The following is a 16,503-nucleotide window of genomic DNA, read 5'->3' on the forward strand; positions in this document are numbered from 1 at the left end:
ACTGATGCCATTTACCATTTAGCTCCATTTTTTCATCCTGCCTTTGCATACGACTCAGAAACGGTTTTCGATGCAGGCGGATATTTTTTTATCTCTTGTTTTTTTTGATTCAACCGGCACTCCATTCTTTGATAGGCCTGGTGCATAAAGGCTTCCAGCCGTGTTTCTTCGTTTGTTTGCTCCTGACCGTCAAAGGATAATTTCAGGCAGGGAATACCGGCATTCTCCCTTTGAAATCGCTCAAGTATCCCGTTTACTATTGTCCCCGGCATACAATGGAAAGGAATAATATTTACAATACCATCGAATCCCTCTTCGGCATATTCAACTGCTTTCCCCATACTCAGCACAGGGTCTCCTTTATAGGAGTCGTCGATGTATTTTTTCCCTCTCCTTATAAGCTCTTTGATTGTTGCGTCCTTATAGAAATGCCTTATTTTGCCTTTAAAGATGTTTGTGAGTTTATATGCATCATATCTCTGTACAATCGCAGATATGAATTCCCCCAAATATCCCTTATAATTTTTTTCGTTAAGACATGATTCCCTGCGACAATGTGCAATATAGTTAATCCATTCTGCGAATGGAGGATTAAAGGCCTCTCCATTTAGCCGTTCTATATTTTTGATGAGAAAATTGTTTGCAAAATCATTGAGCCGCACATAATTTTCGCCAATAATGCCAATCAACGGCCTCGGCTTACTCCTGTCTACCTTTATATTGGTAAATTCGTGCCTTGCTTCTCTTGCAATATCAAGCAGATTCATGCCTTTGTCCAGGGCCGATTCTGCTTTTCTAAGGTACTTCTCATATAAGGCGTCAGTTTCTCCCTTATTTATCTCATAAGGTCTTATTTCCCTTTGCAATTTCTGCATGAGATCGGTAAAAACAATACCATTCCATGCAAGTTTTCTGAATCCTGTTCCCAGCCCTTTTGTATCTTCCTCATAATTTTCTCCCTGATCCAGTGTATATAAAGGAACATTCATAAGACCTAGATCGTCCAGTACCATGCGTTGAAATTTATTGTACTGGCCGAATCTGCAAGGGCCTGAAGCCGTTGCCATAAGGAAGGCGCTTGCTTCCGGATCAAAATCGGGCGACATTGATTTTTTAACAATATCCCCTGTGGTAAGTATTGCGGGGTAGCACTCTTTTCCGGAAGTATACTTTCTTCCGATATCTACAGAATTTTCGTCTGCCATGGGCATCGCTTCTGCCGGTACCCCGTTAGCCCTCATGGCGGCAGCGATCATTCTGCCATGATCACACATATGCGGAACATAAAGTGTTCTCTTTTTTCCGCCGGTAATTTGGCGTGTGGCGATATCTTCCTGCCGCCTCCTGGTTTTTGTTGCAGGTTTAACGTTTTTAAGGCTATCAATAAACGCCTCGCAACGGGTTATAGCGCCAACATCAGCGCTGTGTTCATCTATTTCTATGGTCAGGCATGGTTTCCCAGCCAGCTCCTTATAGAAAAATTTGGAGATAAATGAATCAGGGCCGCAGCCAAAGTTTGTGATATATAAAGGATAGAGCCTCTTGTCTTTTGCAATCAACCTTGCGGCGGCAATAAACCTTTGCCCTGTTTTCCAGTACATATTAGGGTAATCGTGCGAAACTTCTTCAATGTCCAGCGTCAAATAGTCAAGAGGTATAACTAGTATTCCCAGGTCGCGTAATTTTTCCGGAAGACCAAGATTCATTCCCGTATCGCACCCATTGTACGATCTGCTAATCAGGATAAAAGCCTTTTCATCATCCGCAATAGTATCTAAAATTTCTTTTCCGCGTGCCTCTAATTTTTCAGTGAAAGCGCTCTGCGCTTCAAGTGCCGTTTCGATTGCCTTTTCTACAACGCCTCCGGTTACTCCAACGCTTTTCGCAATTTTATGGAGGGTTTTTACCAGAAATTCCATTCCATATTCGAAATGAATCACGGGCGATAGTGTCTTGAACCCGCGTTTATCCAAATCGATGCCTGAACGCACGAGGTATGGTATACATTGCACATAGGGACAGGCATATGAATGAGTAATATTCTTACTGGAGTGTGTTAAATTTATAACGCTGGGCAAAAATAAATAATCAATTTCCCTTTCCAGCATATCAATGACATGCCCATGGGCGACCTTTATGGGAAAGCATGTTTCTGCCGTAATAACCTCAACGCCATTATAAATAATGTCCTTGTTTGTATCACGGGAAGTAATCACCTCGAGACCCATTTCGGTAAAAAACGCTTTCCACATGGGAAACAAATCATAAAAAGTGGATACCTGCGGTATCCCTATTTTCTTCCCCAAGGGGTTTTGGGGTTTATTTTTTGGATAAGTATTATATAGCGCCTGTTTTCTTTCATTGAAAAGCCTTGGCAAATGCTTCCCCTTTTTTAACGTCCTTTCGTCATCGAATTTTCCGCACCGGCTTCCGTAATGAAGGGGGTCTTCTCCTTCGATGCTGACCTTTCTTATTTCGCAAATATTTGAACAATCTTTGCAAACAAAAGAGGAGAGTTCATATCGTTTGTGCCTGATATCAAATCCTCTAAACCGTGATTTCTCCCATGTTTTCTCTTCCATTGCAATAATGGCGGAACCGATTGCCCCCATAATATCATGGTGTGGAGGCACAATTACTTTTTTACCGGTTACTTTTTCAAATGCAGATTTTACTCCACGGTTTGCTGCTACCCCTCCCTGGAAAAAAATGGTGTTTCCAATAGGGCGGTCTTCAACAACCCTGTTTATGAAATTGAGTACAACGGAATAGCTCAAGCCGGCAAGCAGGTCTTCCTTCGAGGTACCTCCCTGCTGATGATGATTTAAATCAGATTCCATAAATACCGTACATCTCTCGCCAAGATGCGACGGGCAGCATGATGAAAGTGCGCGGTCATTAAATTCTTTCTTTATATTTACATTCAGTTTTTCCGCCTGTTCTTCCAGGAATGAACCGGTACCTGCCGCACATACCTTGTTCATGGCAAAATCCACGACAGCGCCATTTTCCAGCCGGACAAATTTTGAATCCTGTCCGCCGATTTCAAAGATCGTATCGACATCCTTATTTACACTTGCTGCAGCAGTGGCATGGGCGGTAATTTCGTTTTTAGCGATATCGGCGCCGATAAAATCCCCCGTTAAATAACGTCCCGAACCTGTCGTCCCTGCCCCGTTGATAACAACCCTGTCGCCAATTTCCAGTCCCACCTCATAAAGGCCATGTTTTACCGCTTCAAGCGGCCTTCCGGCGGTCATAAGATAACGCCTTGCCAGGATGTTTTTGTGTTTGTCGATAACCACAACATTCGTACTGATGGAACCTACATCGATACCTACATATGCCTCGACTTTCCCGTTTTCATCAAGATGATGCGTCTGGTCAACAATTTTATAATTATCCGAACGAAGAGGTTCGAGATTTGATGCTTTTGAACTGCGGTTTTTAAAATATTCCTCTATTGCCTTCAGACCACGGAATGGCGACTTTATTTCCTTATCTATCAGAGTAAATACCGAACCAATCGCCCCCATTACCTTGTAATACTGCGGAATAACCAGTTCTCCGGATTTTAATTCCAATATATCTTCAAATGCCTTAACCATCCCGGAATTTGCAACAACACCTCCCTGGAAAGCAATGGGTTTTACAAATTCCTTGCCCTTGCCGATGTTACTTTTAAAATTCCTTGCCATTGCATAGCACAGCCCTGCGACGATGTCGTAAACCGGCGTGCCTTCCTGCTGTAAGTGTATCATATCTGTTTTGGCAAACACACTGCAGCGACCGGCAATACGCGGGGGGTTTTTTGATTTTAAGGCAAGTTCCCCAAATTCTTTTTCTATGGAGACCCCAAGCCTTGCCGCCTGTTGGTCCAGAAATGAACCGGTGCCGGCTGCACACATTGTATTCATTGAAAAATCAGAGACTTTCGTCTGGCCGGTTGATTCGTCACGTTCAATAAGCATTAGCTTGGAATCTTCTCCGCCAATTTCAATAATTGTGCGGACATCAGGGTGTAACGTTGTCGCGGCCTTACTATGCGCAACAACTTCATTTATAAAGGCGATATCCATTAATCCGGCTATTAACTTCCCGCCGGTCCCGGTTATTGCAATGCCGTCAATATCGTCCATATGTGTCCTGTTGAGCATATCTCTTATTACCAGGAGGAACGTTTCGACCGGCTGCCCGTGTGAACGAACGTAATGATCTTCTAATATCTCTTTTCTTTCATTAATTAAAACTGCTTTTATACTGACAGAACCAATGTCCACGCCTATATATTTTTTTTGATACATACGTTTATCTGTTCCCTTCATCAATTTATTACCTTAATCCTGCACCAAAAATGATATTTTTCGTGCAAATAATTTCTTGAACTCATCTTAACACATACAATTGCAGTTATTTATACCTTACAGGTTCACAAATTACGAAATGTAGAGCGAAGAGTTTCTTCGTTCTACAACAGCAACTTTTAAGAAATCACAATTTGTGAGTCCGTAAGGTGTGCAAATATTTAAAATCTGGCAATCGCTTGAAACCCTTACAAATACCGGCTAAGACAGATGCTTTGTTTTATGCTGCTTCTATAGGGCAGCCGAAAATCATAGAGAGAAGTATCACTAATGCTGGATATTAAACGGTTTTGCAAGCCTATGGTCAAATAGAAGGTATTTTTGTGCAAGATTCAGGCCGCATTTCACTTGGTGGTGTTATTTTGCCGGTAATAGCAGACGCAGCAGCCACTGCAGGACTACAAAGATATATTTCGCTCTTTGGATGTCCCATGCGGCCAACAAAATTACGGTTTGTAGTGGTAAGTGCCCTTTCCCCTTCTGCCAGTATTCCCATATGACCGCCAAGGCACGGGCCGCATGTAGGTGTTGAGACAACTGCTTCTGCGTCAATAAATATTTCAATAAGCCCTTCTTTTAACGCCTGTTTATATATTTCCTGAGTAGCCGGAATTATAATCAACCGGAGAGAAGGATGTGCCTTTTTCCCTTTTAATATTTTTGCCGCTATCCGCAAATCTGATATCCTGCCGTTAGTGCATGAACCAATAACTACCTGGTCTATTTTAATTCCACAGACATCATAAACGGATTTTGTGTTTTCTGGAAGACTGGGTAGGGCGACTTGCGGAACGATTTCCTCCGCGTTGAATTCATATACCTTTGAATAATGGCTGTCGGGGTCGCTATGATATGCCACATATTCCCTTTTAACTCTTCCGGCGACATAATTTTCCGTAATTTTATCGGGAGCAATAATTCCGCTTTTTGCCCCGGCTTCAATCGCCATGTTGCATATGGTAAAGCGGTCATCCATTGGTAAATCGGATATGGCGGTCCCTGTAAACTCCATTGCTTTATAGAGCGCCCCGTCAACGCCAATTTTCCCGATGGTATATAGTATGAAATCCTTTCCCGACGTCCAGTTTCTTGCCTTACCATGAAAAACGAACTTAATCGATTCCGGCACTTTAAGCCATACCTTTCCTGTTGCAAAACATGCGGCCAGGTCTGTACTGCCTATCCCGGTTGAAAATGCCCCCAGCGCTCCATAGGTACAAGTATGAGAGTCTGCCCCAATTACTAATTCTCCCGGGGCGACAATGCCCTGCTCCGGGAGCAAGGCATGTTCGATTCCCATGCGTCCAATCTCAAAATAATGTTTTAAATGGTGTTTTTCAGCAAATACACGGAGTGATTTTGATTGTTGGGCGGATTGAATATCCTTATTCGGCGTGAAATGATCCGGTACTAAAACAATTTTTTCGGGGTCAAAAACTTTTTTAATGCCCGCCTTTTCGAATTCCTCAATGGCAATTGGGGCGGTTATATCGTTTCCGAGGCAAACATCTACATTTGCATAAACGAATTGTCCCGGACGTACTTCCCTCTCGCCACAATGCGCAGCGATAATCTTCTCTGTTATTGTCATTCCCATAAATTGTACTCTGCATGGCAATACTTCCGTCTTTTCTCACTAAAGGAAGTGGTTGTTTTTGTAAATAAAGTATAAAAAAACTAATTTTCTGAAAATCGTGTTCTATTCCATGATTTTAAAAACAGGGGGTCTTGTAAATATTTTTTATGACACTTATGACACAAATCAAAGCGGAATGTTTTGTACTCTTCTTCCTCTCTATCATCACCAAGCTCTTCCCCATCCACCCGGTCATTTTCATCGTCGTCGTCATCATCGTCATCTTCCATTTCCCAAAGTTCTTCATCAAGGTCATCTTCTGTATCCATTGCGTCGCAAGTAGCGTATACTTCAATTTTTACAACATAACGTATATCCTCACCCGCAAGTAACGGTTTCCCACACATATCACATGTATAGTGCACCATCAATGTTCCTCCAAAGAAAAAAAATCATTTTACTAAAGTTAAGTTGTTTTGACACAATTCAATACGGTGAATAAGTGATTGAGTCTGTATTATTTATCAAAAACCAAATCAGACATCACCTTCCCTTCGGCTGGCATACTAAATCATGTCACGGATAATTATACTGCAATAATTATCCCCCTTGGATAAACCCAATTTACGCCATTGATCGAAGCCTTTTTACTCTCTCCTCAATTGGCGGATGCGTACTAAAAAGCGAAGCAAATGAACGACCGCTTAATGGATTTACTATAAACAGATGTGCGGATGACGTTCCCGCATCTAACGGCCTGACCCTCGCGGCCTGGTGCAGTTTTTCAAGGGCGCTAGCCAATCCTGCCGGATTACGTGCCATAAGCGCTCCGCTTTTATCCGCGGCATATTCTCTTGAACGTGATATAGCCATTTGTATCAGCAAAGCAGCAATAGGAGCTACTATGGCGAGAGCTATGAGACCGACTACGCCTCCTCCCCCGCTATCGTCATCATCATGCCTTCCAAAGCCGCCAAACATGGCAGTCCATTGCGCCATATTCGCCAGCATGGTAATTGCGCCGGCTATCGTCGCAACAATAGTACATATTAAAATATCTCTGTTTTTAACGTGAGAAAGCTCATGTGCCAGGACGCCTTTTAACTCTTCATGCGTTAAAGAGTTTAACAACCCTTCCGTGACTGCTATGGCGGCGTGCCCAGGGTTTCTACCGGTGGCAAAGGCATTCATCGCCTGAGTGGGGATAATATACAAATTTGGCATGGGCAATGCGGCATTTGCGGTGAGTTCTTTCACCAGCGCAAAATACTTCGGTGAATCTTGTCCTGTAATCTGGCGTGCACGGTATATTTTCAGGACGATTTTATCACTGTACCAATAACTAAAAAAATTCATCCCCATTGCAATCGCAAAAGCAAAAACCGCCCCCTGCCTACCGCCAAAAATACTTCCGGCCCAAACGAGTATCAGGGTTAATACTACGAGTAGAACCGCTGTTTTGAAATAATTCATATCTGCTACTCCAAAACAATAACTATGGAGGAAAAATTACTTTGCCATTACAAAGGCCTGTTCAAAAATTTATTATTCTCGAACATTTTCAGACCTCAAAGACCTCAAAAGTCATTATAAATGTCACCTATTTTTTGTCAAGCAATTAAATAGGCAGGCCAATGCAGCATTATTTGTTTTTATAAAGACAATATAGCATGTGGTATATAACAACTTACATACACTAAATATACGACTTATTTACTTCCATATTTCTCTGCCAGGGCATTTTTTCTCTAAGGATTGTTTCTCAGGTAAAAACAAAAGGTTAATTTACGTATAGTATTACTATTGGCTAACTTATATGAATATTCGCCGTCTGATTATCTCCTGTTCGATACATCGGGCTATCTTCTTGTTTTCATTATTTACAAAAGACGGCAAAACATACCATTAAAAAATTTTTTCTGTAAGAATTTGTGAGGCAAACAAACCTTTTTGTTTCGGGGTATCTTGAAAATGTTTTCCCCAATTTATATCACATAATGGTTCTTCCGTGATATCAGGATTCTTGCAACCGCAAACATAAGCGCTTATTTTATAAAGACCTGCCAGTTCATCAATAGCGTGGTAACTATTTTTTCTATAGTGTACATCCAGTGCCTGTACACGTGATTTTTCTGCCAGCAGGTTGATGGAACTGCCATTTTGGTAATGTGCATTTATCTCTTCCCATAAAGAGGTTTTCCTGAGAGATTTATAGAGATTTTTCTTAATAAATGGTCTTAAAAAGAGATAATTAATGCCCATAGCGTTTACCTCATATTTCTGCAAAACTCTGAATAATGCGGTTAAGTTGGTTTTTGTGTCGGTTATTCCCGGTATAAGGGGGTCTAATTTCACTTCCGGCACAATCCCCACGTTGCACAATTGTTCAATGTTCCGTATTCTTTCGCCTGGAGTGGCGGCGTAAGGTTCTATGATTCTTTGTATATTCCGGTTTAATGTGGTAATACCTATCTGAATATGTACTAATTTTTTATGTCTTTTAAACAGGTCAAGAAATTTTATTGGTATCCGTCCTTTTGTAAGGAGATTTATACCAATATTATATTCTAACAGGGTCTGCATTAATTCATACGACAAATTTATTACCTGAGGAATCGGCTGAAGGGCATCACTCGAAGAACTGAAAAAGACATATTTTGGTAGTTTTCTGCGTCGTGGCAATTCTTTTTTTAACTTTTCGGCCATATTTTCATACACAAGTACCTTACCATCTCCAGGATAGATTGAATATCCCCTTGCATAGCAATATGCGCATTGATGGCTGCACCCTATTGTAGGGTTAATTGTTGCGACCTGACTCAAACATTTCAAAGTTGGTCTTGCCAAAACAGCCGTTTTCCGTTCAATAGATTCTATGTGCATTTTGCGATAAGAGATAACTATACATGGATTATTTAACAATGTTCCTGAATAGCGCTGCTTGCCGCATAGTATAAAGCGGTTGATGTTTCTTCCCCACTTGATATCTAAGCCCATTAAAGCCATATAAATTCATGTAGTACGATGAGGTTAGTCGCACTACAAATAACAATTTCCAGTTTCAAAAAACTAGAGTGTTACCAAAATCAAGTGTGGTTTTATCAATAAGTTAAGAAGCCTCGGCTCTTTAAAAATGAGTGTTTTGTGGATTTAATAAGCAGGGTTATCTGTACGCTATTTTTCGAAGTAATTGGGGTCGTTGGACTGAATTATTTTCAGTAGTTCATTGTGGATTATCTTAGAACCGGCAATGATGTTGCCGGTTTTAAGATAGTTGTTTTTACCATTAAAATCAGTGGTTATTCCCCCGGCTTCCTGAACTAAAAGAACGCCAGCGGCAATATCCCATGGCGATAATGCATATTCAAAAAAACCGCCGAAAATCCCATCCGCGGTATATGCAAGATCCAGGCTTGCAGAACCGCATCTTCTCATGTCAGAGGCATGGTTAAGCAATTCCCTGAATATCTTTACATAGGTGTCAACAATGTTTTTCTTTCTGAATGGAAAACCGGTTGCGATAAGAGAGTCATTCAGATTTTTCTGGAGAGAAACATGTATGGGTTTTGCCATTTTTTGATGCACCTTGTCCCTTTACTGCGGAAAAGATATCGTCTTTTATAGGATCATATACAATCCCCACGCAGAGTTCTCCCTTTATTTCCAAAGCGATTGAGATAGCAAAAGCCGGCACACCGTGGATGTAGTTTGCAGTGCCGTCTAATGGGTCGATGATCCATAAAAAGGGAGAGGTATTTGTTTGTGTTTCAGACTCTTCCGCCAATATGGCATGATCGCTGAAATGCGTAATGATGTGATTTTTGATGATTTGTTCAGACCTTCTGTCTACATCCGTGACAAAATCATTTGCGGCTTTTTCTTCAATCATAGAAGCATCTAACTTTCTGAAATATTTTTTCAGGACGTCGCCTGCTTCCATGGCTGCTTGTTTGGCTACTTCAAGATATGCCGCCAATGTATTTGGGTGAACCTTCATCATTAGTTCGTAAGAGTTAAATAAGACTCTTGCCAGTTAACGTTTTATATGCATTCAGATACTTTTCAGATGTTTTCTGGATTATGTCGGGCGGAAGTGCTGGTGCTGGTGGATTTTTATCCCAATGTATGCTTTCTAAATAGTCGCGTATGAATTGCTTGTCGTATGACGGCTGTGGTTTTCCTGGTGTATAGAATTCAAGCGGCCAAAATCTCGAAGAATCAGGGGTAAGTACCTCATCAATAAGCATCGTTTTATTGTTATTCGTTATGCCCCACTCAAATTTTGTGTCACAAATAATGATTCCTCTGCTTTTTGCATATTCACTTGCCTTCGAATAGATTTTGAGACTTTTCTCCTTTAATTCATCGGTGAGCGTTTTTCCGATCAGATTGATTACTTCAGAAACCGGTATGTTTTCATCATGGCCGGTATGTGCTTTTGTTGAAGGAGTAAATATGGGTTCAGGGAGTTTGTCCGATTCTTTTAACCCGGCAGGCAGCTTTATTCCGCAAATTGATTGGAATTTTTGGTATTCTTTCCAGCCGGAACCTGCCAGGTATCCACGGATAATACATTCTACCGGGATAACGTTTACTTTTTTCACAAGCATAGACCGGCCCTGAAGGATGTCTTTATGGTGTCTGACAAATGTATTATCAATAGAATCGATATCAGTGGTAATGAGGTGGTTCTCAGTGACATCGGCAGTATAATGAAACCAATATTCTGACAATCCTGTAAGCACCTGTCCTTTATAGGGAATCCCGTTTGGGAGAACCACGTCAAATGCGGAAATACGGTCTGTGGTAACGATAAGCAAATCATTATTAACTTCGTAAATATCACGAACTTTTCCGCGGTTGTGTAATTTAAGCTGTGAAATGTTGGTGGTCAGTAACGGTTGTGTTGTTTTCATAAATTTTATTTTATATAAAACAATTCTGCAGGTATTGATTAAGATTTATTCTCAGTTTATTTAATCCCTGAAGTTTTGGTTTTAGGGATAATGCAACATGAAGATACTTTAAAGCGTTTTCGTAGTCCTGTAATTTAAGAGAGCATTCGGCCATTTTTTTGTAAACAAACGCCTGTTCGTTTTTGCATAAGTCCAATTTGAGTAAATTTTGATAATGTATAAGGGCTTTATCCGGGGAGGATTTTTTTGCTAATTTACGGCAATAAATATTTCTGATTCTTTCTTTTGTCTCCTCCAGCAGATGTTGCCGATAAGCAGCCTGTTTCCCTTTTTCCAGTATGTACTCGTAAAGTTTTATTGAAAGTTCATATTCGCCGGATTTTTCATAAGCCTCTGCCAGCAAAAATTTGCAATCGATAAAATCCCGATGGTTAAGGTGGAGGAAGAAGTCCGTATCAGGGGAAGTATTTAGCAAATACTCATATTTCTCAATAGCGCTACTTGTGTACCCATTGAGAAGGTCGGAAAAAATAATACGAATTTCCATGCTGATTTTTTCTGATTTAGTGGAGGATGTTTTGGGCTTTGCGTCCCGAACGGTGTTCTGTTTGTTTTGGGAATGTTTGTGAAGCGTATCATATTGTTTGCGGGAATGAGTATCGGAAAGAGTTTTATACGCCTGAATAATAATTTTTGTTTTTGATTCCGCCCATTTTTTGTTTGAGCCATTTATATCGGGATGGAATTTTTTAATCAGGGTTCTGAATGAGCGTTTTATTTCTTCAGCGCTTACTTCTTCATGCACTTCCAGGATATTGTAATAATTTACCATGACAAAACTACGAATTTTTAAAAATAAAATAAAATCATATGTCGTTTAAACGAATCTTGAGATGTTCGCGTAATTAAATATGATCGGAGAGACACTTTAAATATACATTAATAACATTTTCTCTTCTAAAACAGAAGGAAATGCTAACAGCAATTTTATCAGTTGTCAACAAATTTGATTTCTTTTGAGGAAGTTATTCATACCGTAGGGTTTCAACGGGATCTAGCCTTGCCGCCCTTATAGCGGGATATATGCTAAAAATCACACTGCTGAGTATTGCGATGAATATAGTAATCATAATGCTTGCCGGTTTGATGACAGTAGGTATCTGGTCAAAGTAATATACTTCAGGTGGGAATGGCCTCCAGCCTGTCATATTATATAATATGCTTTCCAGCCAATTAATACGCAAGACAACGGAAAATCCTATAGCAGCTCCCACGCAGGATCCAATGCTGCCAATGAATAGTCCGTTCAATAGAAAAATGGACATAATACCTTGTGTGGTAGCTCCTAATGCTTTTAGTATGCCAATGTCTTTGGATTTTTCCAATACAATCATCGTCAGAATTGCCAATATATTAAAGCCTGCAACAACGATGATAAAAAAGAGTATAAATGCCATTACACGCCTTTCTAGCATTACAGCGGTCAAAAATGTCCTCCTGGCATCCTCCCATGTTTGCACATAATATTCAAAGCCCAATGAAGATTGCAACTTGTCACGCACTTCATTTGCATAGCGGTAATCATGAAGTTTTACGCTTATTCCGGATACGGCGTCCCTTTCTTTTATACCCGTCAATTCTTGTGCAGCAGCAAGAGGAATATACACATAATTCTTGTCGTAATCGTACATTCCCGATTTAAATGTTCCTTCAATAACAAATGCTTTTACACTGATTTTGTCCCAGTTTTTTAACGTAACCAGCACTATTTGCTCGCCTTCCTGCACAAAACTTATTGGGTCTGTTTCCGGGTCACCCGGACTAACCCTCAGTAGTTCTATACCACAAAATGCGCTAGCGGTTTGGTTTTCTCCATGAGTTTTTTGTAAATCTTCAGGTTCTTTCCTGAAAGGGGATAAAAAAGCCTTAAAATCGCCAACGGTTGCCTCTTCAACGGGATTAATTCCTTTAAAATATACAAATTCCTTTCTTCCACGTATTTTTATAAGAGCAGGCCCTTCGACAAAGGGAGCACAGGAAGATACATGTTCGGTTGCTTTTACTTTCTCCATCACCTGTGTATAATTTTCAAGGCCATACATGCCTCCTTTTGTAATGATAATGTGTGTTAACGTTCCTCTTATTCTGCTACGTAATTCCTGATCGAACCCATTCATAACAGAAAGGACAACAATTAATGTCATAACGCCTACTGCAACACCGGCTACTGCAAAAAAAGAAATTTTCCTGCTGCGTAAATAACGGAGGGTAATAAAGAATTTGTACATTATAACTTTGAATTCGAATTGTTATTTAAAATGATTATGTATATAATCCTGAAATTCTAGCACAATTAAATTGCATTAAGCAATTAATAATTTATCATTACCGGAGGCGTTGAATGTTATATTTTAAAACAGCAGGAGAATCTCATGGAAAATGCATGGTTTCTGTTTTGGAAGGTTTCCCGGCGGGTATTTTTCTTGATAAAGAATTGATAGATAGAGAATTAAGGCGCAGACAAGGAGGCGTTGGCAGAGGTGGAAGAATGAAAATAGAAGCAGATTGTGTGGAAATTCTTTCAGGGGTAAGAAATAATATCACGTTGGGCAGCCCTATTTGTTTAATGATAAAAAACAGCGATTATAAGATTGATGCGCTTCCAGTTGTTACACGACCGCGCCCTGGTCATGCGGATTTGGCAGGCGTAATAAAATATGGACATAAAGATGCAAGGAATATATTGGAGCGTGCGAGCGCAAGGGAAACTGCCGCAAGGGTAGCAGTTGGCGCTGTGTGTAAAATATTGCTTTCGCATTTTGGGATAAAGGTTTTTGGTTATGTCAAAGGTATCGGAGGAATCAATTCTGAAAAACAATTAGAAGATACTATAGAGACGGCGGTCAAAATCCGTGATGATAGCGCAATATATTGCATTGATCGTGAAATCGAAAGTAAAATTGTTGAAAAGATAAAACGGGCGGTTGAAATGAGTGACTCACTTGGCGGAATAATAGAGGTGGTGGCAAATGGTTTACCAATCGGGATTGGGAATCATACGCAGTGGGATTTGAAATTGGATGCAAGACTTGCTTTTGCAATTATGTCTGTTCAGGCGATTAAAGCGGTTGAAATCGGTACTGGTTTTGACATTGCAAACAAATTTGGATCGGAAGCGCATGATGAAATATTTTATGGGTATCCGAAGCAAAAAAAGACATTAACCGGAGGTTTTGAAAGGAGGACAAATAATGCGGGGGGGATAGAAGGTGGGATAAGCAACGGAGAGCCTATTGTTGTGAGGGCGTATATGAAACCTATCCCAACATTAAAAAAGTCTTTAAGGTCTGTTGATTTACTGACAAAGGAACCGGTAGCCGCTTCATATGAGAGATCAGATATTTGTGCGGTTCCTGCCGCGTCTGTTGTTTGTGAAGCAATGATAGCTTTTGAAATAGCCAGGGCTTTTACGGAGAAGTTTGGAGGCGATAGCATTGGTGAAATGAAAAGAAATTACGAAAGCTATATTGAAAATATCTTACAATAACATGTTTTTAAAAAGTCATTTAGCGTTGACTTTAAAATAGTTATCGACGAGTTCTCGTTGAAACATGGGTGTGGGAAAAGCATTGATGTTGAAACGAAGGAATCGCTGACATTGCAGATGTTTTATTGCAAAAGTGCCTTTTTGCCCCGTTGTATTTTTGCAAAGGGTTCAGGGTCGCTTGTCTTTTGTGGGCGCAAAAGTATTGAAACGTCTTAAGTTCATGTCCTGCCTGATGTATGATTTTCAAAATATTTTCTGCTGCGTTTTTTTGACAAAACTATTTATCATTTGGACATCTACCTCATTTAGTAAAAAATTATTAAAAACTTTTAAAACAAATTGGCATAAGTATAAATTTTGCTTGAATAATGTTAATGTTTTGATATCATCGAAATTTCGCTGTGCTAGCGTAGCTCAATGGCGGAGCAGCGGTTTTGTAAACCGCAGGTTGTGGGTTCGAGTCCCACCGCTAGCTTTGTAATTTATTATTTTTTAATAACTAAAAGATTTTATTGTAATTAAGGTTATTGGACGTATAATCTGTGCCGAATGAATTTTGTTTGGAAAAACATTAAAGTAAGATGTTCGACCGCAAAAGGGTGGATACCCGAGTGGCCAAAGGGGACAGACTGTAAATCTGTTGGCATAGCCTTCGGAGGTTCGAATCCTCCTCCACCCACCATCTTATATTTATGTCTGAAGAAAACTAAAACAATGCCACTTACCAGAACAAAAACAGGAAAACAATTACGAGGTCTCTCTGGAACGGAAAACAAAATCTTGCTGTTTGCATTTCTCTCTTTGGTATTGAAATTTTAAATAGTGACGTAGTTTGTATGCTATATTGTAGGGGTTCACAAATAGAGATTTCTAGATTAGATTTAACTTTTGTTAACATAAATAGTTATAGCATTTCTGAAATCACATTTTGTGAACTTCTTGAGTATATTTAAAGGTGTAGCAATAGATGATTTCTGAATGACCTTCCAAAAGTTAAAAATTTTAGTCAGCAAAGTAATCACGCAATATCATTTTGAGTTTTTGCATAGTCTTAATAAATGTAACTATTCAGCATAAACGATACACGGCTCGTTCCCAAACCTTGTACTGAACATAGTGAAGTATCTGTTTGGGAACGAGTTGCGCTCTGATCTCCGGTAGTTTAATAAATTACGCTGAATAGTTATCGCTGAATTGTCTGCGAACCTTTTTTTATTGACGGACAGACATTTTCTTGGGGTTGTTGGGGAGGGAAACTAAAAAGAGGTTCTTCTGGAACATATTGCCATATTGGCTTGACAGCAAAATATTCGTTTTTTTTGAATAATATCTAGGTTTCGCAAACTATCTTGGTTTTTGATGTCTTTTGAAAAAATGTCATAAATGATGCTTTGTTTGCGGGCGTAGCTCAATGGTAGAGCCCTAGCCTTCCAAGCTAGTCATGTGGGTTCGATTCCCATCGCCCGCTTTTGAAAAATTCGTATAAAATTTTATAATTATCGAGAAAGTCTTTCGTTCAACATGGTACGTATAATATCGTATACGTTGCATTATTAATGTATGTTGTAATTCTTCAGCGGCACTAAGTTTAATCTTGCCATGTTTAAGTATGCAAGGGTTTAAAATGTAAAAAGTTTTACTTTTGCAATATTTCCTAATCAATGTAAATCATTTCAGACGGAAGTATTTTTGCCGAACAATTTGGATGCAATTGATGTTTTGATATTACTTAATTTTGGATTGCTTAGATAATTTGTGGGTTTCGGCTTATTTTGTTTGACATTTATATTTTTTTTGTTATATTTGATAAATTCTGGCTTTTTTGAAAAAGTATGTATAGTTTAAATATAACGGTATCTATAGTTTTGTTGAATAATGAGCAATTGCTGCTGTAGCTCAGTGGTGGAGCACGTCCTTGGTAAGGACGAGGTCATGGGTTCAAATCCCATCAGCAGCTCCAGATAAAATGCAGGCAGCGCTTGCGTTTGATATGCAGTGTCGTGGTCTTTGCTAGTTTGTGGATATGTGTAGTGGGAGTTTTTAAGGAAATATATTTTGGGCAATTATATAATGGTGAAAATATTAAGATAAAAGGGGTAG

Annotated in this window: 11 protein-coding genes and 4 tRNA genes; 5 read left to right on the forward strand and 10 right to left on the reverse strand. The window is 39.7% G+C overall.

The genetic code is table 11. The features are described 5' to 3' along the window. Positions 1 to 32 precede the first annotated feature (32 nt). The 10 genes from KSMBR1_RS13905 to KSMBR1_RS13945 form a co-directional block, all read right to left on the reverse strand. Positions 33 to 4,325 carry an acyl-CoA dehydratase activase gene (locus KSMBR1_RS13905; RefSeq protein ID WP_230408082.1) on the reverse strand — a complete coding sequence of 1,431 codons (4,293 nt, stop codon included), beginning with the start codon at positions 4,323 to 4,325 and terminating at the stop codon, positions 33 to 35. 343 nt (positions 4,326 to 4,668) lie between these two features. Next, the gene (gene leuC, locus KSMBR1_RS13910) at positions 4,669 to 5,961 is read right to left on the reverse strand and encodes a 3-isopropylmalate dehydratase large subunit (protein ID WP_099325867.1); all 1,293 of its coding nucleotides are present in this window, start codon (positions 5,959 to 5,961) and stop codon (positions 4,669 to 4,671) included. Positions 5,962 to 6,041: 80 nt separating this feature from the next. After that, a complete protein-coding gene (locus tag KSMBR1_RS21145) occupies positions 6,042 to 6,368 on the reverse strand; it encodes a hypothetical protein (RefSeq protein ID WP_157820621.1) in 327 nt (108 codons plus the stop codon). Positions 6,369 to 6,564: 196 nt separating this feature from the next. After that, positions 6,565 to 7,413 carry a zinc metalloprotease HtpX gene (htpX, locus tag KSMBR1_RS13920; RefSeq protein ID WP_099325868.1) on the reverse strand — a complete coding sequence of 283 codons (849 nt, stop codon included), beginning with the start codon at positions 7,411 to 7,413 and terminating at the stop codon, positions 6,565 to 6,567. A gap of 432 nt (positions 7,414 to 7,845) precedes the next feature. Continuing rightward, complete coding sequence (locus KSMBR1_RS13925; RefSeq protein WP_099325869.1) at positions 7,846 to 8,946, reverse strand: SPL family radical SAM protein; 1,101 nt, start codon at positions 8,944 to 8,946, stop codon at positions 7,846 to 7,848. Between the two features lie 168 nt (positions 8,947 to 9,114). Next, positions 9,115 to 9,513 carry an inositol monophosphatase family protein gene (locus tag KSMBR1_RS22060; RefSeq protein WP_197705208.1) on the reverse strand — a complete coding sequence of 133 codons (399 nt, stop codon included), beginning with the start codon at positions 9,511 to 9,513 and terminating at the stop codon, positions 9,115 to 9,117. After that, positions 9,470 to 9,940 carry an inositol monophosphatase family protein gene (locus tag KSMBR1_RS22065; RefSeq protein ID WP_197705209.1) on the reverse strand — a complete coding sequence of 157 codons (471 nt, stop codon included), beginning with the start codon at positions 9,938 to 9,940 and terminating at the stop codon, positions 9,470 to 9,472. Before KSMBR1_RS22065 ends, KSMBR1_RS22060 begins: the two co-directional genes overlap by 44 nt. A 13-nt stretch (positions 9,941 to 9,953) precedes the next feature. Continuing rightward, positions 9,954 to 10,856 carry a phosphoribosylaminoimidazolesuccinocarboxamide synthase gene (locus tag KSMBR1_RS13935; protein WP_099325870.1) on the reverse strand — a complete coding sequence of 301 codons (903 nt, stop codon included), beginning with the start codon at positions 10,854 to 10,856 and terminating at the stop codon, positions 9,954 to 9,956. 10 nt (positions 10,857 to 10,866) lie between these two features. After that, entirely contained in the window at positions 10,867 to 11,688 is an 822-nt protein-coding gene (locus KSMBR1_RS13940; RefSeq protein ID WP_099325871.1) for a J domain-containing protein, read from the reverse strand. Positions 11,689 to 11,881: 193 nt separating this feature from the next. Continuing rightward, positions 11,882 to 13,144 (reverse strand): ABC transporter permease, encoded by a 1,263-nt coding sequence (locus tag KSMBR1_RS13945; RefSeq protein ID WP_099325872.1) that lies wholly within the window; start codon positions 13,142 to 13,144, stop codon positions 11,882 to 11,884. A 113-nt stretch (positions 13,145 to 13,257) separates the two neighbouring features. On the opposite strand from KSMBR1_RS13945, the gene aroC reads away from it, so the two are divergent. The 5 genes from aroC (at position 13,258) to KSMBR1_RS13970 (ending at position 16,363) form a co-directional block, all read left to right on the forward strand. Continuing rightward, positions 13,258 to 14,403 (forward strand): chorismate synthase, encoded by a 1,146-nt coding sequence (gene aroC, locus KSMBR1_RS13950; RefSeq protein ID WP_099325873.1) that lies wholly within the window; start codon positions 13,258 to 13,260, stop codon positions 14,401 to 14,403. A gap of 403 nt (positions 14,404 to 14,806) precedes the next feature. Beyond that, positions 14,807 to 14,878, forward strand: a tRNA-Thr gene (locus tag KSMBR1_RS13955). Between the two features lie 122 nt (positions 14,879 to 15,000). Then, positions 15,001 to 15,085, forward strand: a tRNA-Tyr gene (locus KSMBR1_RS13960). Positions 15,086 to 15,800: 715 nt separating this feature from the next. Next, positions 15,801 to 15,871 (forward strand) — tRNA-Gly (locus KSMBR1_RS13965). Positions 15,872 to 16,288: 417 nt separating this feature from the next. Next, positions 16,289 to 16,363, forward strand: a tRNA-Thr gene (locus tag KSMBR1_RS13970). Positions 16,364 to 16,503 lie beyond the last annotated feature (140 nt).

It is taken from the genome of Candidatus Kuenenia stuttgartiensis, assembly GCF_900232105.1.
Lineage (GTDB): Bacteria > Planctomycetota > Brocadiia > Brocadiales > Brocadiaceae > Kuenenia > Kuenenia stuttgartiensis_A.

Excerpts from the sequence above, each read along its gene's own strand:
- KSMBR1_RS13925 (WP_099325869.1), bottom strand. The coding sequence starts at position 8,946 with ATGGCTTTAATGGGCTTAGATATCAAGTGGGGAAGAAACATCAACCGC.
- KSMBR1_RS22065 (WP_197705209.1), bottom strand. The coding sequence starts at position 9,940 with ATGATGAAGGTTCACCCAAATACATTGGCGGCATATCTTGAAGTAGCC.
- KSMBR1_RS13905 (WP_230408082.1), bottom strand. The coding sequence starts at position 4,325 with ATGAAGGGAACAGATAAACGTATGTATCAAAAAAAATATATAGGCGTG.
- KSMBR1_RS21145 (WP_157820621.1), bottom strand. The coding sequence starts at position 6,368 with ATGGTGCACTATACATGTGATATGTGTGGGAAACCGTTACTTGCGGGT.
- KSMBR1_RS22060 (WP_197705208.1), bottom strand. The coding sequence starts at position 9,513 with ATGGCAAAACCCATACATGTTTCTCTCCAGAAAAATCTGAATGACTCT.
- leuC (WP_099325867.1), bottom strand. The coding sequence starts at position 5,961 with ATGGGAATGACAATAACAGAGAAGATTATCGCTGCGCATTGTGGCGAG.
- KSMBR1_RS13945 (WP_099325872.1), bottom strand. The coding sequence starts at position 13,144 with ATGTACAAATTCTTTATTACCCTCCGTTATTTACGCAGCAGGAAAATT.
- htpX (WP_099325868.1), bottom strand. The coding sequence starts at position 7,413 with ATGAATTATTTCAAAACAGCGGTTCTACTCGTAGTATTAACCCTGATA.
- KSMBR1_RS13940 (WP_099325871.1), bottom strand. The coding sequence starts at position 11,688 with ATGGTAAATTATTACAATATCCTGGAAGTGCATGAAGAAGTAAGCGCT.
- KSMBR1_RS13935 (WP_099325870.1), bottom strand. The coding sequence starts at position 10,856 with ATGAAAACAACACAACCGTTACTGACCACCAACATTTCACAGCTTAAA.
- aroC (WP_099325873.1), top strand. The coding sequence starts at position 13,258 with ATGTTATATTTTAAAACAGCAGGAGAATCTCATGGAAAATGCATGGTT.